Source organism: Actinopolyspora mortivallis DSM 44261 (genome assembly GCF_000384035.1).
Lineage (GTDB): Bacteria > Actinomycetota > Actinomycetes > Mycobacteriales > Pseudonocardiaceae > Actinopolyspora > Actinopolyspora mortivallis.
Genome location: NZ_KB913024.1, coordinates 2,946,013 through 2,961,570 on the forward strand (window position 1 = coordinate 2,946,013; position 15,558 = coordinate 2,961,570).

The following is a 15,558-nucleotide window of genomic DNA, read 5'->3' on the forward strand; positions in this document are numbered from 1 at the left end:
ACGGCCACGAACAACACCCCGGACCGAAGGACCCCGATGCACCCCGACCCGAACCGATCGCAGCACCGTCGCGCGAGCACGGAACACCGCACCGAAAGCACCTCCCCCTTCCGGATCCCGAGCGCCGGGTTCCCCGCGCCCCAGGAACACACCAGATCCCCCTCCTCGGCCGTCGAAGGACTGAACCGGCTCGAACACATCGCGGAACAGGGCGAGTCCGACCAGGTGCTCGCACTCGCCCGGACGGAACTGCACCGGTTGACCGAAGGGCTGCGTGCCCTGTTGGAGGAGCACCTTCCCGACGCCCACGGACGGTGCCGGGTCTGCCCGGGCGGACTGCGGGGACGCCGTTGGCCGTGCGGGGTGTGGAGCACCGCCTACACCGAACTCGTCGACGAGCTCCCCGAAGGAACGCGGTCCACACCGGAAACCCCCGCCCGACGCCGAGGCGGCTCCCGCGACGACCAACCACGCCCCCGCGCCCCGATCCCCTCCGTTCCGGTGGTGCGGGAAACCATCGTGTCCAGCGGAGTACACGCCCCGGGACACTGGGACACCGGGGAGCTCTCACTCCGGAAGGATCCGTCCCCCGCGCACGGAGAGCTCACCGCCTCCCTGCCACCGCTGGGGGGCCACCTGGAGACGAACCACAGCCGGATCCACCGTGCCGGAGTGGCCGAACACACACTCCGGCGTCCCCGCCGGGGATGACCCCTCGCTGGCCGCGACGAACCGGGCGGAAGTCTCGTACCCTGCCCGGCTTCCCGGGCCCCCGTGACCGGCCCGTCGCGGGGGCTCGTCCCGACACCGCCCCCCGGAACCCACCACATGAGGCAGGATGTGGTTGGCGTCCCGTTCCGGACACTCCATCACCCACGCGAACGCACGGACGCCGGCACATTCCGCGATCTGGAGGGGACGAGTGCACGACGGCAGCGGCCGCATCCTGGTCCAGGGGCTGCACAAGAGCTTCGGACCGATCGAGGCGGTCCACAACCTCAACTTCTCGGTGGAACCGGGCTCGGTGACCGGCTTCCTCGGACCGAACGGCTCGGGAAAGACGACCACCCTGCGCATGGTCCTGGGGCTGATCCGGCCCACGTCCGGAGCCGCCTACGTCAACGGGCAGCCCTTCTCCCGGTTGCCGAACCCGGCCACGGTGGTGGGGGCGGTACTGGACTCGCAGGGATTCCACTCCGGCCAGACCGCACGCACTCATCTGCGTTGCTACACGGCGGCGCTGAACCTGCCGGACCAACAGGCCGACCGGGTGCTGGAGCTGGTGGGGCTGAGCAGCGCGGCCACCCGCAAGACGGGCGGTTTCTCCCTCGGCATGCGCCAGCGGCTGGCCCTGGCCACCGCGCTGCTCGGCGATCCGGGCATCCTGATCCTGGACGAACCGGCCAACGGGCTGGACCCGGAGGGCATCGCCTGGTTACGCGGTTTTCTGAAGTCCTTCGCCTCCACGGGACGCACGGTGCTGGTCTCCAGCCACCTGCTCCGCGAGATGGAACACACCGTGGACAACGTCGTGATCGTCAGTCGCGGCCGGTGCGTGTACAACGGGGGCCTGGAACAACTGCGCGCCGGTCAGCACTCCCGGGTGCTCACGCGCGTTTCGGACCCGGCCGCACTGGTCACGCTGCTCAACCAGGAGGGAATGACCGCCGAGTACCTGCCGGACGGCCGACTGGTGATCCCGGGCACGGACTCCGGCAGGGTCGCCGACCTGGCGCTGCGCGCCGGAGTGGCGGTGCAGGAGATGCAGGACGAGAACCTGGATCTCGAACAGATCTTCTTCCAACTCACCAGCGGCCAGTACACCGGCGGAGTACCGACCGGTCCCGCGCACCCACCGCCGAACGCCGACCCGTGGGCTCCGAGCGGACACTCCGGGCCCGGAGGAGACCCTCCGGGGCTGGGACAGGGCTATCAACGAACGTCCGCGGAGCAGCACCGGCACGGACAGGACGACAACGGTGGACACGGGGGTAATGCCTGATGAACGGGCTGGTCAAGGCTGAGTTCCGCAAGATCTTCACCACCCACCTGTGGTGGGCGTTACTGCTCCCGGTGGCCGTGCTGAGCTTCCTGGCGGGCTGGGGAGGGGCCGCACTCGGCCAGACGGACCTCGTCCTGGAGATGACCAGGGGCCAGAAGCTGCCCACCGGGCTGCTGACCATGTCGTTGTCCACGAACAACGTCACCGTGTTCGCCGTGCTGCTCGGGGCACTGGCCGTGACCGGGGAGTACCGCCAGAAGACGGTGACCACCACGTTCCTCACGGCCAACCCCCGTGGGGCGGTGCTGGGGGCGAAGCTGATCGCCTACACCAACGTGGCGCTGCTCTACGGACTCGTGAACGCGCTGTGCTCCTCCCTCGGCGGTCTGGTCGGACTGGGGGCGGACGGTTTCGGCGAACTCCCGCAGTGGCTGATGGTCGGCGGAGCCGGGCTGCTGTCCATGGTGCTGTGGACCCTGGTGGGCATCGGTCTGGGAGCGTTGGTCACCAACTCGGTGGCCGCCGTGCTGATCATCCTCGGCTACCTGCTGGTGTTCGAGGGAATGGCCTCCTCAGCGCTCACCCAGACTCCGGTGAGCTGGCTGACCGACTACCTTCCGGGAGAGGCCTCCAGCGGCATCGTCGGCAACGTCTCGGTACCGATGTTCATCTCGGACGTGGCCGGGGCCCGGGAACCCTTCGTTTCGAAGACGGCGTTCCAGCTGCTGCACTCGGCCTTCGGTGGCAGCTACGGCTTCCCGTGGTGGGGGAGCCTGCTCGTGTTCGTCGGCTACGCGGCGGTGTTCGTGGCCGGTGGCTGGTTGGCCACCGCCAAACGCGACATCCTCTGACTCACCGGCGGGACATCCCCTTTCCGGAGGTTCCGACGGGGATGTTCCGCCGTGCTCCGCTCCGTTCGGTGATTGACGAACGTGCCGCACACCACCGTTCGGCGGTTTTTCTACTCCTCCTTTCGGTCGAACGAAAAAATCCGACTTCGAACACGAAATGTGATATCTGTTCATACACCCAGGGTCGACTCCCCCGAAAAGGAGGAACCCTGACCCAAAAGTTGTTTCGTCCCCAAGATCTGTTGACTCCCCACACTACCGCCTCTACTATCGGCGCGGTCGAACGATTACACGAACGTGGGGGACACGTCACCGTGGCCGACATGCACGAGCTGACCGGGAACCTGTCGTCGACCAACGATGCCATGCGGGGCATCATCACCGCCGCCGACCAAGGCGAGTTCACCATCACCCCCGACGCGGGGAACGAACTCATCGAGATCTTCCAGGATTTGGAAGAGTGGGCGGAAAACGCGCAACTCGACCTCATCACACTCAGGCAGAGAACGCCTCTCGGTCACAGCCCCGCAGGCAAGAGTATAGCAGATTTCAACCAAAAAGTGGCCTCCGGCGACAACGAATCTTACGATCGCCTGATAATAAAAATAAGAAAAAACGCACCCAAAACCGTGGAAGCGATCAGAAAAGGAATCAGACTGTACCAGGACATCGACGAAAACAGTGCAACAAAAATCGAAGGAAGCGCACGATCAGACTCATGCCCACCTTGAACCGAAAAGCGATATTCACAACGGCCGTCAGCGGAATCAGCCTGACAATACTGGCCTCCTGTGGCGGCCCGGACGGGCGAAAAGCACCGGAGAACATGAACCCTCCGGGAGATTCGATCGAAAAAACGTCCTTGTCAAGCATGCTTCCATGCGAGTCCCTGACCAGAGAACAAGAACACGACATCAGGACACAGGACACCGGAACGCCCAAGGAAATAGGTAATGCCAAGTCATGTCGTTGGAACTTGCCAGAAGGAGCCCTGAGTGTCACTTTCCACGCCGACAAGTCGATAAAAGAAATAAATCTCTCCTCGGGAGAGAAGAAAACATTCAAAATCAACCAAAAAGAAGGAGTCATCGCCACGGGAATATCGGAAGGATCCTGCACGGCGGCCATACCGGCGAACAGCGCGGAGACCGTGACGATCGACGCCGTGGGCAACAATGACACCGAATCATGCGACCTTGTCAGAAACGTGGCTCCGATGGTCGAAAAAAACATATCGGAAAACTGAACACGCCGAGGGGGATTCAGGGTGTCCGAGAGGGAGGACGACTACCACAGCTACGAGTACGTGGCCGACAAGGAGGAAGAAGCCTATCGGCAGCACTACGGTTCCGGGTCGGGCCAGCAGGACACGGGCGCTTTCGGTTTTCTCACGGATGCGGTGGACAGGGTACGGGCGCAGGTCAAAGCCGATCAGGCGGCGCGGCAGTATGTCCGGCAGCAGGCCGAATCGGTTACCGCTGAGATGCGGATGAGGCAACGTCCCGCAGATCTGGGCTGCACCAGGTACGAGGCCTTTCCGCACAAGGAACTGGCTCGGTTCGTGCGGGAGGACTTCGATCCGAACCAGGTCCATGAGGTCGGCCGTGTCTACAACGACCACGGCGCCAAACTCATCGACTTCGCCGAGCGGCTCCGCCAGGCCGCCGCCAGGACGGAGCGGACCTGGACCGGCGACGCCGGGGACGCGATGCGGGCCCGGGTCACTACGCTCTCCAACCACATGGGACATTCCGGGCAGGCCGCCCAGTTGACGGCCAACCAGATCGGGATGCAGGCCGAGGCAGGTGAACAGGCCCGTAACTCCATGCCCGAGGATCCGGAGTTCGACCTCAAGTCCGAGCTGCTGGACCTGGCGTCCAATCCCAACCCCTTCACGGCGGTGCAGCGGGCCAACGAAATCCGCGAGAAGGCCGAGCAGGCACAGCGGGCCCATCAGGAGGCCGCCCGGGTGATGGGCACCATGGAGCGGAGTTTCGGCGAAACCGCCGAGAAAACCCCGCGGTTCGCCCCTCCCCCGGAATCCCCCGACGACGACTCCCCCGGAGCGGTCCCCACCGGTGTGGGCAGCACCGAAACGGGCGCCGGCAGCGGCACGGGAAACGGTTTCGCCGCGAGCGGCGGCTATTCCGACCCGGTCGGCGGCGGCATCCCGGCCGGCACCCATTCCGCCGGAACCGGCGCGGGCACGGTCACCCCGGCGGCCTCCGGCCCGAGCACGGGGCAGCCTCCCGTCTCCTCGGCGAACCAACCGTCCACCACCACGCCGTCGTGGAACTCTCCGGACAACACGGGCGGTTCGCGGCCCGGGGTGGTGCGCGGGCCGGACGGCACGCTGTATCGCCAGGACCCACGCACCGGACAGTGGATGCGTCAGAACCCCTACAACGGCCGCTGGGCTCCCGTACCTCCGGGAGGCACCGTGCCCGGAGCCGGTCGCGGGGGCGGCGGCACCGGTGGGTATACACCCGGCCGTACGGGCGGTTACGCTCCCGGCCGCGCTGGTGGTTCCGGGACCGGCTCGGGAGCGAACCCGCTCGGTCCCGGCGGACGTGCCGGGGTGGGACCCACTCCCGCTTCTCCGACGTCCTCGGCATCCGGCGCTGCCGTCCCGTCGAACTCCAACCGGGGCCTCGGGCGTATGCCCGTGGGCGCCGGAGCAGGCACCAACTCCAACGATGCCGAAGACGAGGAACACGAGCGCAAGTACGTGCTCGACAGCGACGAGATCGGCGACGACCTCGGGCTGCCCCGCGTGGCTCCCCCGGTCCTCGGAGCACGGCCCGACGAGGAGGGCGGCGGCCACTGATGCCGAGATCGTTCACGCTCTCGACCAAAGCCGTCGACGTCCTCGCCGAGGAGCTGGCGATCAACCTCCGCCGGTTCCCGTTCGAGTTCGACCACCACGGCTCGACCACCGACGAGCGAAGTGGTGTCCGTTCCGAGGTGTACGCCGAACTGTCCCGGCGAGGGCTACTCGACGGCGAGGAACCGGACCAGGACCTCGAAGCGGCACTGCGGTTGCTGCACACACCCCGTGTCGAGATCGCCGTGACCTATGTGGAGACCGCCACCGAGGAGGTTTTCCGTGCCCGCACGGCGGTCTCCGGTCATACCGGGGTGCGGGCCGTGCAGTATCCCGACAACCTGCGCCTCACGTTCGTCGACCCACGCGGGCTCGCCAGACTCAGCGCCGACCTGCTGCCCGAGGTGGCGGCGGGCAAGTTGGAGGCCGCCACCATCCACGCCTCGGACGGCGGCGGGTGGCACAACGAGGAACCCGACCGGGACGACGAAAGCTGGTTGTCCACCGTCGAGACCACCGCCACCGCGCGCCGTGGCGGACGGGACACGCGCGCCGCCCGACACATCCTCACCCAACCCACCCACCGCATCGGGTACTTCTTCGTCAGCGGACGGAATGACAGCGGCGAAACCGTCCGTATGCCCCCTGTCGGCTGGCGCGACACCGACAGCGGTCGCTACAGCGTCACCACCCGACGCAACAACGACGGCGCCGAGTGGAACACCTTCGCGGGGGCCGACAAACGACGCCTCGCCGGCTACCTGGCCGAACAGCTCGACGCGCTGACCCACGGTTGAAGGGATCGAGGACGGTCCCCTTCTCCGGTGGCGCGGCTCCGAGAACGCCGCCGAACCGCTGGGGACCGCCGCGCCCGGAACACCACCGTCGGGCGTGGTCACTGCTCGGTGAAGCCGAAGACGATCTCGTTAGCTCTCGTTGGTGTCGTATCTCCGGTAGACGGTCAGCTCCAACTTGTGGAACGGGAAGAGAGTATCCGCGTCGGGGTGAACGCGTAGATTTGCGTAAGGTGACACCACTCCAGTTTCTGGAGGCCTGCCAGAAGGCCAAAGAAAGAAAAGAGCAGGGACTCTTCTGAGTAACGCTCGCCCCAAAACCGAAGAGAGGACTTCAGGCGGTGCGCAATACTGCACAACGATAACCGTACACATAAAGCAGTCAGTGCAAATATATCTGCACGAATCCGAAGACCCGGCCGGATTTTGCCTGCGTCTTAACACGAATGGCTCCGAATTCGGAGACTGTAGATTATTGAAATCTGGACAGATGAGTCGAGCCCTCTGGACCAACCCGGAAACCGGGGCCAAGAAGGTCAAAATATACGGAAACGCCGATTCTTGGCTGTTCGAAACGCACGCGAAGTTCTCGGTTCACCTTGTCTGATCGACTGTGCTAGATTATTCCCACTATGAATCTCGTCGCAAGACGCGACGGTTCGGCCGGGTACTGGCCCGGCCAACCGTTGGTGAACATCGGTGCCGGGCTGCTGCTGGGGATCGCGCTGTTCGTCGTGGAACTGCAGCACCGGATCTCGCTGAAGGAAGCCGCGATCGGCTACTTCGCGCACTCGGATCCGATTCCCGTGATCCTCGCGCTGTTCGTCGGAGTGCTGGCCGCCGCGCCGGTGTTCGTGACCGACCAGGAGACCGGACGCAGCCAGTACCTGCGGATCGCGGGAGTCGGGCCGCGCGAGCACGTGCTCGGCTCGGTACGCGTGGCGGCGGGTCGGGCGGTGGCGACGACCGCCACGATGGTGGTCTTCGTCGACGTGCTGGCGCTGTTCGTCTACCCGCTGCGCACCGTCGACGAAAGCGTGCTGCTGTGGCCCGGGATGCACGCCATGGGACCGGTCGTGGACCTGGTCATGCTGCTGTGGTGCTGCCTGGTCTCGGTGGGCGTGCTGCTGGTGGCGCACCTGCTCGCCGTCTACCGCACACCCCGGCTGGTCGCGCTGGTCTGCGCGCCGCTGGCGGTGCTGCTCGGCGCGGTCGGGGGTGAAGAGCTCGGACTCACTCCTCCGAACCTGATGCTCACCCCCGGGCAGGGAGCCATACTCTTCCCGCACAACCCGCTGAACTGGACGATCGGCCCCGCGCTGTGGCTGCTCGTCGACGCGACGCTGATCACCGTCATCGCCCTACTCGCCCCCCGAGCCGAACGCTAGGTCGCACAATCACATGGAAACCCCGAACCGGGCACTGCTGGAAACCGAGAAACTGGGCAAACGCTTCGGCCACCACTGGGCGGTCCGCGACATCGACCTTACCGTCCGAAGTGGCCGGACCGTGGGCATCGTCGGCCCCAACGGAGCGGGCAAGACCACACTGCTGGCCACGCTGCTCGGGCTGATCGAACCGAGCGCGGGCCAACTGCACCACCACACCGCGGGAAGAGGCACACGGCCCAGCTTCGGCGCGGTGCTCGACCAGGACGGACTGATCAACAGCGTCTCCGGACGCCGCAACCTCGACCAGTGGGCCGGGATGTTGGGCGGCGTCACGTCGAAGGAGGTGGACGAGTGCCTCGACGCGGTGGGGATGCGCCAGGCGGCGCGCAAGCGGGTCGGCACCTACTCGCTGGGAATGCGACGCCGGTTGTGCCTGGCGCGGGCGCTGCTGGGCGATCCCGAGGTACTGGTGCTCGACGAACCCGGCAACGGGCTCGACCCCGCCGGGATCATCCGGCTCAAGGAGCTGATCGGCGAGCGGGCACGGGCCGGAACCGGGGTGATCTTCAGCAGCCATTCGATCGCCGACGTCGACGAGATGAGCGACGAGATCGTCTACATCTCCGGCGGTGAGGTCGTCACCCGCTGGCCCGAGGACAGCCCCCGGTGGTGGCGGCTGCGCTTCGCGGGCGAGACGGAAGCCCCGGAAGACACCCGGCACGCCGCCGCCACGGTGCTGAAGGAACACGACTGGACACACCGGATCGATCCCTACATCGGGGTGTTGGCCGAGCGGTCCGCGCCGCTGCACGAACTGCTGGCGCTGCTCTCGCGGGCACAGCTGCCGCTGGAGAACGTGGAGGACCTGGGCCGCGACATCGAACAACCCTTCCGTGGATTGGACAGCTGGTGATGCCACGACACCCGAAGGCGGGAGGCCACGGCGGCACCGCGCGGCTGGCGGTGATGCTGGCCACACTGCCCGCGCTGCGCTGGGCCACCCCGGTGATCCTGCTGGCCTGGTTCTTCGTCGGCACCAGCTCCACGCCGGCAGGCCTTCCGCAGGAGGCGACCTACGGGGACTGGATCGTGCTGTCCTCGCTGGAGCCGCGAACCCTGGCGATGGAACTGGTGGTCTGCTACGGACTGCTGACGGCGGTCACGCAGGCGGCTTCCCGCTCGAACGGCCTGCACACCCACGCACAGCTGGTGCTCGGTCACAACCGCTGGATCACCTCGGTGATCGGTTCCGTGGTGCTCACCGCCACGGCCTTCCTCGCGGCCTGGCTGCTGCTGTTGGTCCACATGACCTACCAGTTCGGTTCGGGTCCGCGGAGCCCGCTGCTCACCGCCGAGGCCGTGGAAGGACTGGACCCGGTGATCCAGCCGGGACTTGGCTTCGTGCTGCTGGCGCTGCTGCTCGACTGGGCCGCGCTGGTGCTGACCGGGCTGCTGACGGCCGCGGTCGTCAACGGGCTGCGGAACCAGCGGACGGCCACCCTGCTGATCGCCGGAGCCCTGCTGGTCCAGGTGCCGCTCACCTCGACCGGCATCGGGCTGCGCTGGGTCGAGCTGGGCGATCCCTTCCTGGTGCTCACGGCCTACCCTGTGCTCTACGCCCCGAGCGGCACCGTGCTGGCGGTGAAACTCGCCGTGAACCTGCTGGTGTGGGGCGGGTTGTGCGGGTGGCTGCTGCGCCGCCCCCGTCGTAACGCCGCGCTGCTGGCCGCACCGAGCTGAACGCGGAGTAGGCGGACCCCGGCCGTCCGCGCTGAACGGCCTTGGACGTGGGTTCGGAAGGACGACACGGACCTCCTACGGGCCGAGGCCGCTCCGTCCGACTCGCGGATCCGCCGCCCGGCAAGTCGGTCTCGCCCGAAGCGGAGATCACCTCGGGGTGAACGGCGGGAAGCGCCCGACGGTACGCTGTGTGAACAGATCGCTTCGGTACCGACGACCCTCACGCACGTGCCGAGCGAGCACCCGAACCGAGCCGGGATCACCCCCTCCCACGGTGGCACGCTCACCGTTCTCCGAGCGGTTCCGGCGATCCCGCCAAGGACGACTCCCGACGAGGACGGACGGCATGGACGAGACGGCCCCAGCAGACGGGCTGACCACGTTGACGACGAACCAGGCGATCTCGGGCGTCGAGGACGTTCCGGACATCAGCGCCGAGTGGTACCTCGACATCATCGGGTTCGCGAACTCGACACCGGAGTTCGTGCACCTGCTGGCGATGCTGTTCACCGACGGCTCACTGTTCGTCATGACCGCCGTCCTCGCCTGGGGCATGTGGCGGGCACGGGGGCTGCCCGCGCGCGGAATGGCGTTCGCGCTGCTGGCGCCACTGGGCATGATCGCGGCCTACCTCACCAACAACACCCTCAAGGAACTGTTCGAGGTGGGACGGCCGTGCCGGTTGTTGTCGGACATCAACACGATCGCGGCTTGTGACCCTGTCGGGGACTGGTCCTTCCCCAGCAACCACTCCGCCGTCGCGGGTGCCACAGCCGTCGGGATCGTGTTCGTCTGGCGCGGGCTCGGCGTTCCGGCACTGCTGGTGGGGATCACGGCCGCGGCGTCCCGTGTGTTCGTGGGAGCGCACTTTCCGCACGACGTGGCGGTCGGCTTCCTGGTCGGGGCGAGTGTGGTGTCGCTGGTGATGCTGCTCGGTGTGCTCCCGACGACACGAGCTGTCGAGAAACTGCGGGAGACCCCGAGGTTGGGGAAGCTGCTGGCCAGCGGCGCTCGACCCGAACACCGCGCTGGGGAGTCCTCCCCGGAGCCGCCGACGCAGCCCATCGACTTACCGACCCAGCCCATCGACTTCCGCGGAACCTCCGACCGAGGGCACGGGCCTGCTCGAACAGCACACGCTGACACGGTGTCGGCGCGCCGCCGTGGTGCGCAGACACGGCCCCTCCCCACCGCCAACCGAACGAGCCGGTAGGGCCTCGACTCTCACCGGGAGCGCGGCTTCGTCATCGAACGTGCTCCCCGGAAGAGTCCGGCTCGGGGGAATCAGGTGCCGATCACACCTCGCCCTCGTACGCTCGGGCCCGACGTGGCCGGAGCACCCGCTGGCCCCGCGACCATCGTTCCCACACGAAGAGCACCACGGCCGCCAACACCGCCGTTCCCGCCATGGCCGCGTAGCGGCCGGGCTCGACGGTCACGTCCTCGGGGAACAACAGTTCCGGCACCAACTGCCCCAGCAGGAGCAGTACGCCGAACCACACGTACTTCATCGGACTCTCCCGACAAACGCCGCTACGAAAACACCTCGAACACGAAGAGCCTGCTTCGGTACCTGGGCCGGTGGTTGATTCCACCGCCGCCCGAGCGTGACATCCCGAGCACGGAAACGGCCACAGCCGAATCCCCGCCACGGAAGGAGAAAGCTCTCGGGGACCCGCGCCCCCAGCACGCGCGGCGGGCATCCTAACGCCGCCGCCGGGTCCCGCCGAACTCCCCCCGCCCGTGCCGCGGCGGCGAGGAACCCGGCCCGCTTCCCTCCGACGAGCGGGTGTTCCGCCGCTCACACCCCGAGCGCCTCCCGGCCTCGACACCCCGGCCATCCCTGGACCGACCCCCTAACCTGACGGGGTGTCCGAAACCGGAGAAGCGCACCCGAAACCGGGATGGATCCGACGGCTGGCCGCCGCCTGCTGGCGCCACCCCGTGGCCGTGTTGCTTTCCATGGGCTCCGCCGTCACGGCGGTCGGTATGGAGGCGGCGGTTCCCGTGCTCACCAAGGTGGCCGTGGACGACGCCGTCGCGGGCCGAACCCACCGGCTCGGCTGGATCGTGGTCGCGATGGTGGGGCTGGGGCTGTTCCGCTTCGGCGCGGCCTTCGTGCGTCGCTACAGCGCGGGCAGGTTGGCGGTGGACGTGCAGCACGACCTGCGCCGGGCCGTGTTCGGCGCCGTGCAGCGACTGGACGGGGCGAAACAGGACTCACTGCGCACCGGCCAGGTGATCTCCCGTTCGATCAGTGACCTGCAACTGGTCAACGGGCTGTTGTCCATGCTGCCGCTGGCGGCGGGCACCCTGATGCTGGCCGTGTTCTCCCTGGCAGCGATGCTGTGGCTGTCCCCGTTGCTGACGGTCATCGCCCTCGTGGTCGGCCCGCTCATCGCCGTGGTCACCGCACGCAGCAAGAAGCGACTGTTCCCCGCGACCTGGGCCGCCCAGCAGCGGGCCGCCGAGGTGGCCGAGCAGGTGGAGGAAACCGTCAGCGGCGTGCGGGTGGTGAAGGGGTTCGGCCAGGAAACGCACGAGGTGAACCGGATGGTCACCCGGGCCCGCCGGTTGTTCGCCGACCGGCTGCGCGCCGCACGGGTGACCGCGGCCCCCTCGGCACACCTGACCGCGCTCCCGCTGGCCGGGCAGGTCGGCGTGCTCGGTCTCGGGGGGTGGCTGGCGCTACACGGGCAGGTCAGTGTGGGAACCTTCGTCGCCTTCGCCGGTTATCTGACCATGCTCGCCGCCCCGGCACGCATGTTGTCCAACGTGCTGATCCAGTCCCAGCACGCCCGGGCCGGACTGGAACGGCTCCACGACGTGATCGACACGCAGCCGGAGGTCACCGACGCCCCGGACGCGGTGGAGCTGCCCGAGGGCCCGTTGCGGGTGGAACTGGACCGGGTGTGCTTCGGCTACACCGGTGACCAGCCCGTGCTGCGCGGGACCTCGCTGGAGATCCGCCCCGGTGAGACGCTCGCTCTGGTGGGACCGGCCGGTTCCGGCAAGTCCACCGTCTCGCTGCTGCTGCCCCGCTTCTACGACGTGCACTCCGGAAGCGTCCGGATCGGCGGGGACGGAGTGGATTCACCCGGGCGGGACGTCCGGAAGGTGCGGCTGGACTCGCTGCGCTCGGCCGTGGGAGTGGTGTTCGAGGAGGCCTTCCTGTTCTCGGAGACCATCCGGGACAACATCTCCTACGGGCACCCCGAAGCCACCGAGGAGGAGATCGTCGCGGCCGCCCGTGCCGCCGAGGCCCACGAGTTCATCGCCGCGCTTCCGCAGGGCTACGACACCGTGGTGGGGGAACGGGGACTCACCCTCTCCGGTGGGCAACGGCAGCGGATCGCGCTGGCTCGGGCCCTGCTGAGCGACCCTCGCGTCCTAGTGCTGGACGACGCCACCTCGGCCGTGGACCCCGCCACCGAGGCGGCCATCCACGCCACCCTGGACCCGGTCACCTCCCAACGCACCACGCTGCTGATCGCACACCGCCGGTCCACACTCGACCTGGCCGACCGCATCGCGGTGCTCGACGGGGGCCGGGTGGTGGACAGCGGAACCAGGGAGGAGCTGGAGCAGCGCTCGGAGCTCTTCCGTTCGCTGCTGTGCGGGCCCGGCGACTCGGTGGAGCAGGCCGGGCATCCGGTGGGACCTCCGACGGGGGAGGAACCCACCCCGGAGCTCTGGCCGGAACCGGAGGACACCGCCCGGTCCCACCGTGGGCGTGTCGAGAGTCCGACGACCTCGGCCACCCCCGGTGGCGGGGCCCGCGCGCTGCGGGGGTCGGCGGCGGCCACCGAGGCGGCGGCCCCCACACGGGAACTGTTGGAGGCGGTCGAACGGCTTCCCGCGGCCACCGACGAGCCGAAGTTGGACGGGACCGATCCCACGGCACCGGACCCGTGTTTCCGGCTCACGGAGCTGTTCCGCCCCATCCGGGGGACGCTCCTGCTCACGGTGCTGTTGTTCGCCCTGAACGCGGCGGTGGGGGTGAGCATGCCCTCGTTGGTCCGCTGGGGCGTGGACGGCGGTGTGGCCGCGCACGAGCCGGGGACGCTGTTCACCGCAACGGCCGTCGGGGGCGGGGTGGTGCTGCTCGGCTGGCTCGCGATGCGGCTCCAGACTGTGGTGGCGGCCCGGTCGGGGGAAACCCTGCTGTACCTGTTGCGGCTGCGTAGCTTCTCCCACCTGCAACGGCTGGGACTGGACTTCTACGAGCGGGAACGCGCGGGCCGGATCATGACCCGGATGACCACCGACGTGGACGCGCTGTCCTCGTTCCTGCAGACCGGGCTGGCCACGGCCGTGGTCAGCGTCTCCACCATCCTGGGGGTGGCGGTGACCCTGCTGGTCACGGACTTCTCGTTGGCGCTGGTGGCACTGTCGGTCCTGCCGCTGCTGGTGGTCGCCACGGTGGTCTTCCGGCGGGTGTCCTCGGTCGCCTACGCCGAGGCCAGGGAGCGGGTGAGCACCGTCAACGCGGAGATGCAGGAGAACGTCGCCGGGCTGCGTGTCTCCCAGGCCCATCGCAGGGAACGGCTGGCGGCCACCCGTTTCGCGGCGCGCAGCGACGCCTACCGGCGCTCCCGACTGCGGGCCCAGCGCTACATAGCCACCTACTTCCCCTTCGTGACGATGCTGTCCGAGCTCGCCCAGGCCGCCGTGCTCGGTGTCGGCGCCGTCCGGGTGGCCGACGGCGAACTCACGGCGGGAGTGCTGGCGGCCTTCCTGCTGTACCTGGGGATGTTCTTCGGCCCGGTGCAACAGCTGTCCGGGGTTTTCGACTCCTACCAGCAGGCCAGGGTCGGACTGCGTCGGATCGGTGAGCTGCTGCGCACTCCCACGTCGGTTCCCGAGGCCACCCACCCCGCCACGGTGCCGAGCGAGCTGGAGGGGGAGATGGAGGTGCGTTCGGTCTCCTTCCACTACCCGGGAACCGAGCGCGCGGCGTTGTCCGAGGTCTCCCTGCACGTCTCCCCCGGGGAGACCGTGGCTCTCGTGGGAGCCACCGGGGCGGGCAAGTCGACGTTGGTCAAACTGCTGGCCCGGTTCTACGATCCCTCGGAGGGAGGGATCCTGGCGGACGAGGTGAACATCCGCGACTACCCGCTGCCGCAGTACCACCGGCATCTGGCGGTGGTCCCGCAGGAGGGACACCTGTTCACCGGTGACGTGGCGAGCAACATCGCCTACGGGCGTCCCGAGGCCACCCCCGCCGAGATCGAACGGGCCGCCCGCAGGGTGGGAGCCCTGCCCGGCATAGCCGCGTTGCCGAACGGATTCCGCCAGCGCACCGGTGAGGGCGGCAGAGCGCTCTCGGCCGGTCAGCGTCAGCTGGTCGCGCTGGCCCGTGCCGAGCTGGTGGACCCGGACGTGCTGCTGCTGGACGAGGCCACGGCGGCCCTGGATCCGACGACCGAGGCCGTGGTCTCGGCGGCCCACGCCAGCCTCGCGGAGAACCGCACCACCTTCGTGGTCGCGCACCGGTTGACCACGGCCGCGCGGGCGGACCGCATCGTGGTGCTGCACGAGGGACGGATCGTCGAGCAGGGCACCCACGGGGAGCTGCTCGCCCACGGCGGCCACTACGCCCGGCTGTGGGACAGCGTCACCGAGCAGCCCGTCCCGGACGGATCCGCCGTGGCGGAGAACGCTCTCTCCCCGGCGCGGGGGTGACTCCGCGTCGGGGACTCCATCCCGACGAACTCCCGTCATACGGCCGTTACCTGCCAGTATCCGGGAAGAACCCGAATTGGGGGGAACCTCACACCCGTCCGGGAACGGGGCCACACGAGCGTGCGGGGCGAGCCGCCCCGGATCCGACCAAAGCCCCTCACTCTACCGGAAAGCACGGGTTTCGGCAGCCACCGACTCCTCCGGAAGAATGTGGGCAACCGGCACCTGATCGATTCGGACCCCCGCGTCCGCGCTGATCGGCTTCGGGAGC

13 protein-coding genes are annotated in these 15,558 nt (G+C 68.2%); 12 read left to right on the plus strand and 1 reads right to left on the minus strand.

What is annotated here, in order from left to right; genetic code table 11:
• Nucleotides 1–36: 36 nt before the first annotated feature.
• The 11 genes from ACTMO_RS21090 to ACTMO_RS21100 all read left to right on the plus strand — a co-directional run bounded on the left by ACTMO_RS21090 (nucleotide 37) and on the right by ACTMO_RS21100 (nucleotide 10,815).
• On the plus strand, nucleotides 37–711 hold the full coding sequence (locus ACTMO_RS21090) for a hypothetical protein (protein WP_157062894.1): 675 nt from the start codon (nucleotides 37–39) through the stop codon (nucleotides 709–711).
• A 211-nt stretch (nucleotides 712–922) separates the two neighbouring features.
• Nucleotides 923–2,002: an ATP-binding cassette domain-containing protein gene (locus tag ACTMO_RS21095; protein WP_019855301.1), complete on the plus strand. Its 1,080-nt coding sequence runs from the start codon at nucleotides 923–925 to the stop codon at nucleotides 2,000–2,002.
• A complete protein-coding gene (locus tag ACTMO_RS0113920) occupies nucleotides 2,002–2,853 on the plus strand; it encodes an ABC-2 transporter permease (protein ID WP_019855302.1) in 852 nt (283 codons plus the stop codon). The genes ACTMO_RS21095 and ACTMO_RS0113920 overlap by 1 nt, the downstream gene beginning before the upstream one ends.
• Before the next feature lie 323 nt (nucleotides 2,854–3,176).
• Nucleotides 3,177–3,584, plus strand: a complete 408-nt coding sequence (locus tag ACTMO_RS22465; RefSeq protein WP_245556307.1) for a hypothetical protein — start codon at nucleotides 3,177–3,179, stop codon at nucleotides 3,582–3,584.
• Nucleotides 3,572–4,099: a DUF3558 family protein gene (locus tag ACTMO_RS22990; RefSeq protein ID WP_157062895.1), complete on the plus strand. Its 528-nt coding sequence runs from the start codon at nucleotides 3,572–3,574 to the stop codon at nucleotides 4,097–4,099. Before ACTMO_RS22465 ends, ACTMO_RS22990 begins: the two co-directional genes overlap by 13 nt.
• A 21-nt stretch (nucleotides 4,100–4,120) precedes the next feature.
• A complete protein-coding gene (locus tag ACTMO_RS0113925) occupies nucleotides 4,121–5,680 on the plus strand; it encodes a PPE domain-containing protein (protein WP_019855303.1) in 1,560 nt (519 codons plus the stop codon).
• Nucleotides 5,680–6,474, plus strand: coding sequence for an ESX secretion-associated protein EspG (locus tag ACTMO_RS0113930; protein ID WP_019855304.1), 795 nt, complete (start codon nucleotides 5,680–5,682; stop codon nucleotides 6,472–6,474). Before ACTMO_RS0113925 ends, ACTMO_RS0113930 begins: the two co-directional genes overlap by 1 nt.
• A gap of 629 nt (nucleotides 6,475–7,103) precedes the next feature.
• Nucleotides 7,104–7,859, plus strand: coding sequence for a hypothetical protein (locus ACTMO_RS0113935; protein WP_051099079.1), 756 nt, complete (start codon nucleotides 7,104–7,106; stop codon nucleotides 7,857–7,859).
• Between the two features lie 13 nt (nucleotides 7,860–7,872).
• Nucleotides 7,873–8,775, plus strand: coding sequence for an ABC transporter ATP-binding protein (locus ACTMO_RS0113940; RefSeq protein WP_019855306.1), 903 nt, complete (start codon nucleotides 7,873–7,875; stop codon nucleotides 8,773–8,775).
• A complete protein-coding gene (locus tag ACTMO_RS0113945; protein ID WP_019855307.1) occupies nucleotides 8,775–9,602 on the plus strand; it encodes a hypothetical protein in 828 nt (275 codons plus the stop codon). Before ACTMO_RS0113940 ends, ACTMO_RS0113945 begins: the two co-directional genes overlap by 1 nt.
• Before the next feature lie 346 nt (nucleotides 9,603–9,948).
• Nucleotides 9,949–10,815, plus strand: a complete 867-nt coding sequence (locus tag ACTMO_RS21100; RefSeq protein WP_019855308.1) for a phosphatase PAP2 family protein — start codon at nucleotides 9,949–9,951, stop codon at nucleotides 10,813–10,815.
• Nucleotides 10,816–10,897: 82 nt separating this feature from the next.
• Here ACTMO_RS21100 and ACTMO_RS0113955 read toward each other — a convergent pair whose 3' ends face one another.
• The gene (locus tag ACTMO_RS0113955; protein ID WP_019855309.1) at nucleotides 10,898–11,113 is read right to left on the minus strand and encodes a hypothetical protein; all 216 of its coding nucleotides are present in this window, start codon (nucleotides 11,111–11,113) and stop codon (nucleotides 10,898–10,900) included.
• Nucleotides 11,114–11,471: 358 nt separating this feature from the next.
• Here ACTMO_RS0113955 and ACTMO_RS0113960 point away from each other — a divergent pair, with 358 nt between their 5' ends.
• Nucleotides 11,472–15,287 carry an ABC transporter ATP-binding protein gene (locus ACTMO_RS0113960; protein ID WP_019855311.1) on the plus strand — a complete coding sequence of 1,272 codons (3,816 nt, stop codon included), beginning with the start codon at nucleotides 11,472–11,474 and terminating at the stop codon, nucleotides 15,285–15,287.
• The last annotated feature ends 271 nt before the right edge of the window (nucleotides 15,288–15,558 follow it).

Bases quoted from the DNA above. Each gene is read 5' to 3' on its own strand.
- ACTMO_RS0113955 (WP_019855309.1), bottom strand. From the start codon at position 11,113: ATGAAGTACGTGTGGTTCGGCGTACTGCTCCTGCTGGGGCAGTTGGTG.
- ACTMO_RS0113930 (WP_019855304.1), top strand. From the start codon at position 5,680: ATGCCGAGATCGTTCACGCTCTCGACCAAAGCCGTCGACGTCCTCGCC.
- ACTMO_RS21100 (WP_019855308.1), top strand. From the start codon at position 9,949: ATGGACGAGACGGCCCCAGCAGACGGGCTGACCACGTTGACGACGAAC.
- ACTMO_RS22990 (WP_157062895.1), top strand. From the start codon at position 3,572: ATGCCCACCTTGAACCGAAAAGCGATATTCACAACGGCCGTCAGCGGA.
- ACTMO_RS0113940 (WP_019855306.1), top strand. From the start codon at position 7,873: ATGGAAACCCCGAACCGGGCACTGCTGGAAACCGAGAAACTGGGCAAA.
- ACTMO_RS22465 (WP_245556307.1), top strand. From the start codon at position 3,177: ATGCACGAGCTGACCGGGAACCTGTCGTCGACCAACGATGCCATGCGG.
- ACTMO_RS21090 (WP_157062894.1), top strand. From the start codon at position 37: ATGCACCCCGACCCGAACCGATCGCAGCACCGTCGCGCGAGCACGGAA.
- ACTMO_RS0113935 (WP_051099079.1), top strand. From the start codon at position 7,104: ATGAATCTCGTCGCAAGACGCGACGGTTCGGCCGGGTACTGGCCCGGC.
- ACTMO_RS0113945 (WP_019855307.1), top strand. From the start codon at position 8,775: ATGCCACGACACCCGAAGGCGGGAGGCCACGGCGGCACCGCGCGGCTG.
- ACTMO_RS0113920 (WP_019855302.1), top strand. From the start codon at position 2,002: ATGAACGGGCTGGTCAAGGCTGAGTTCCGCAAGATCTTCACCACCCAC.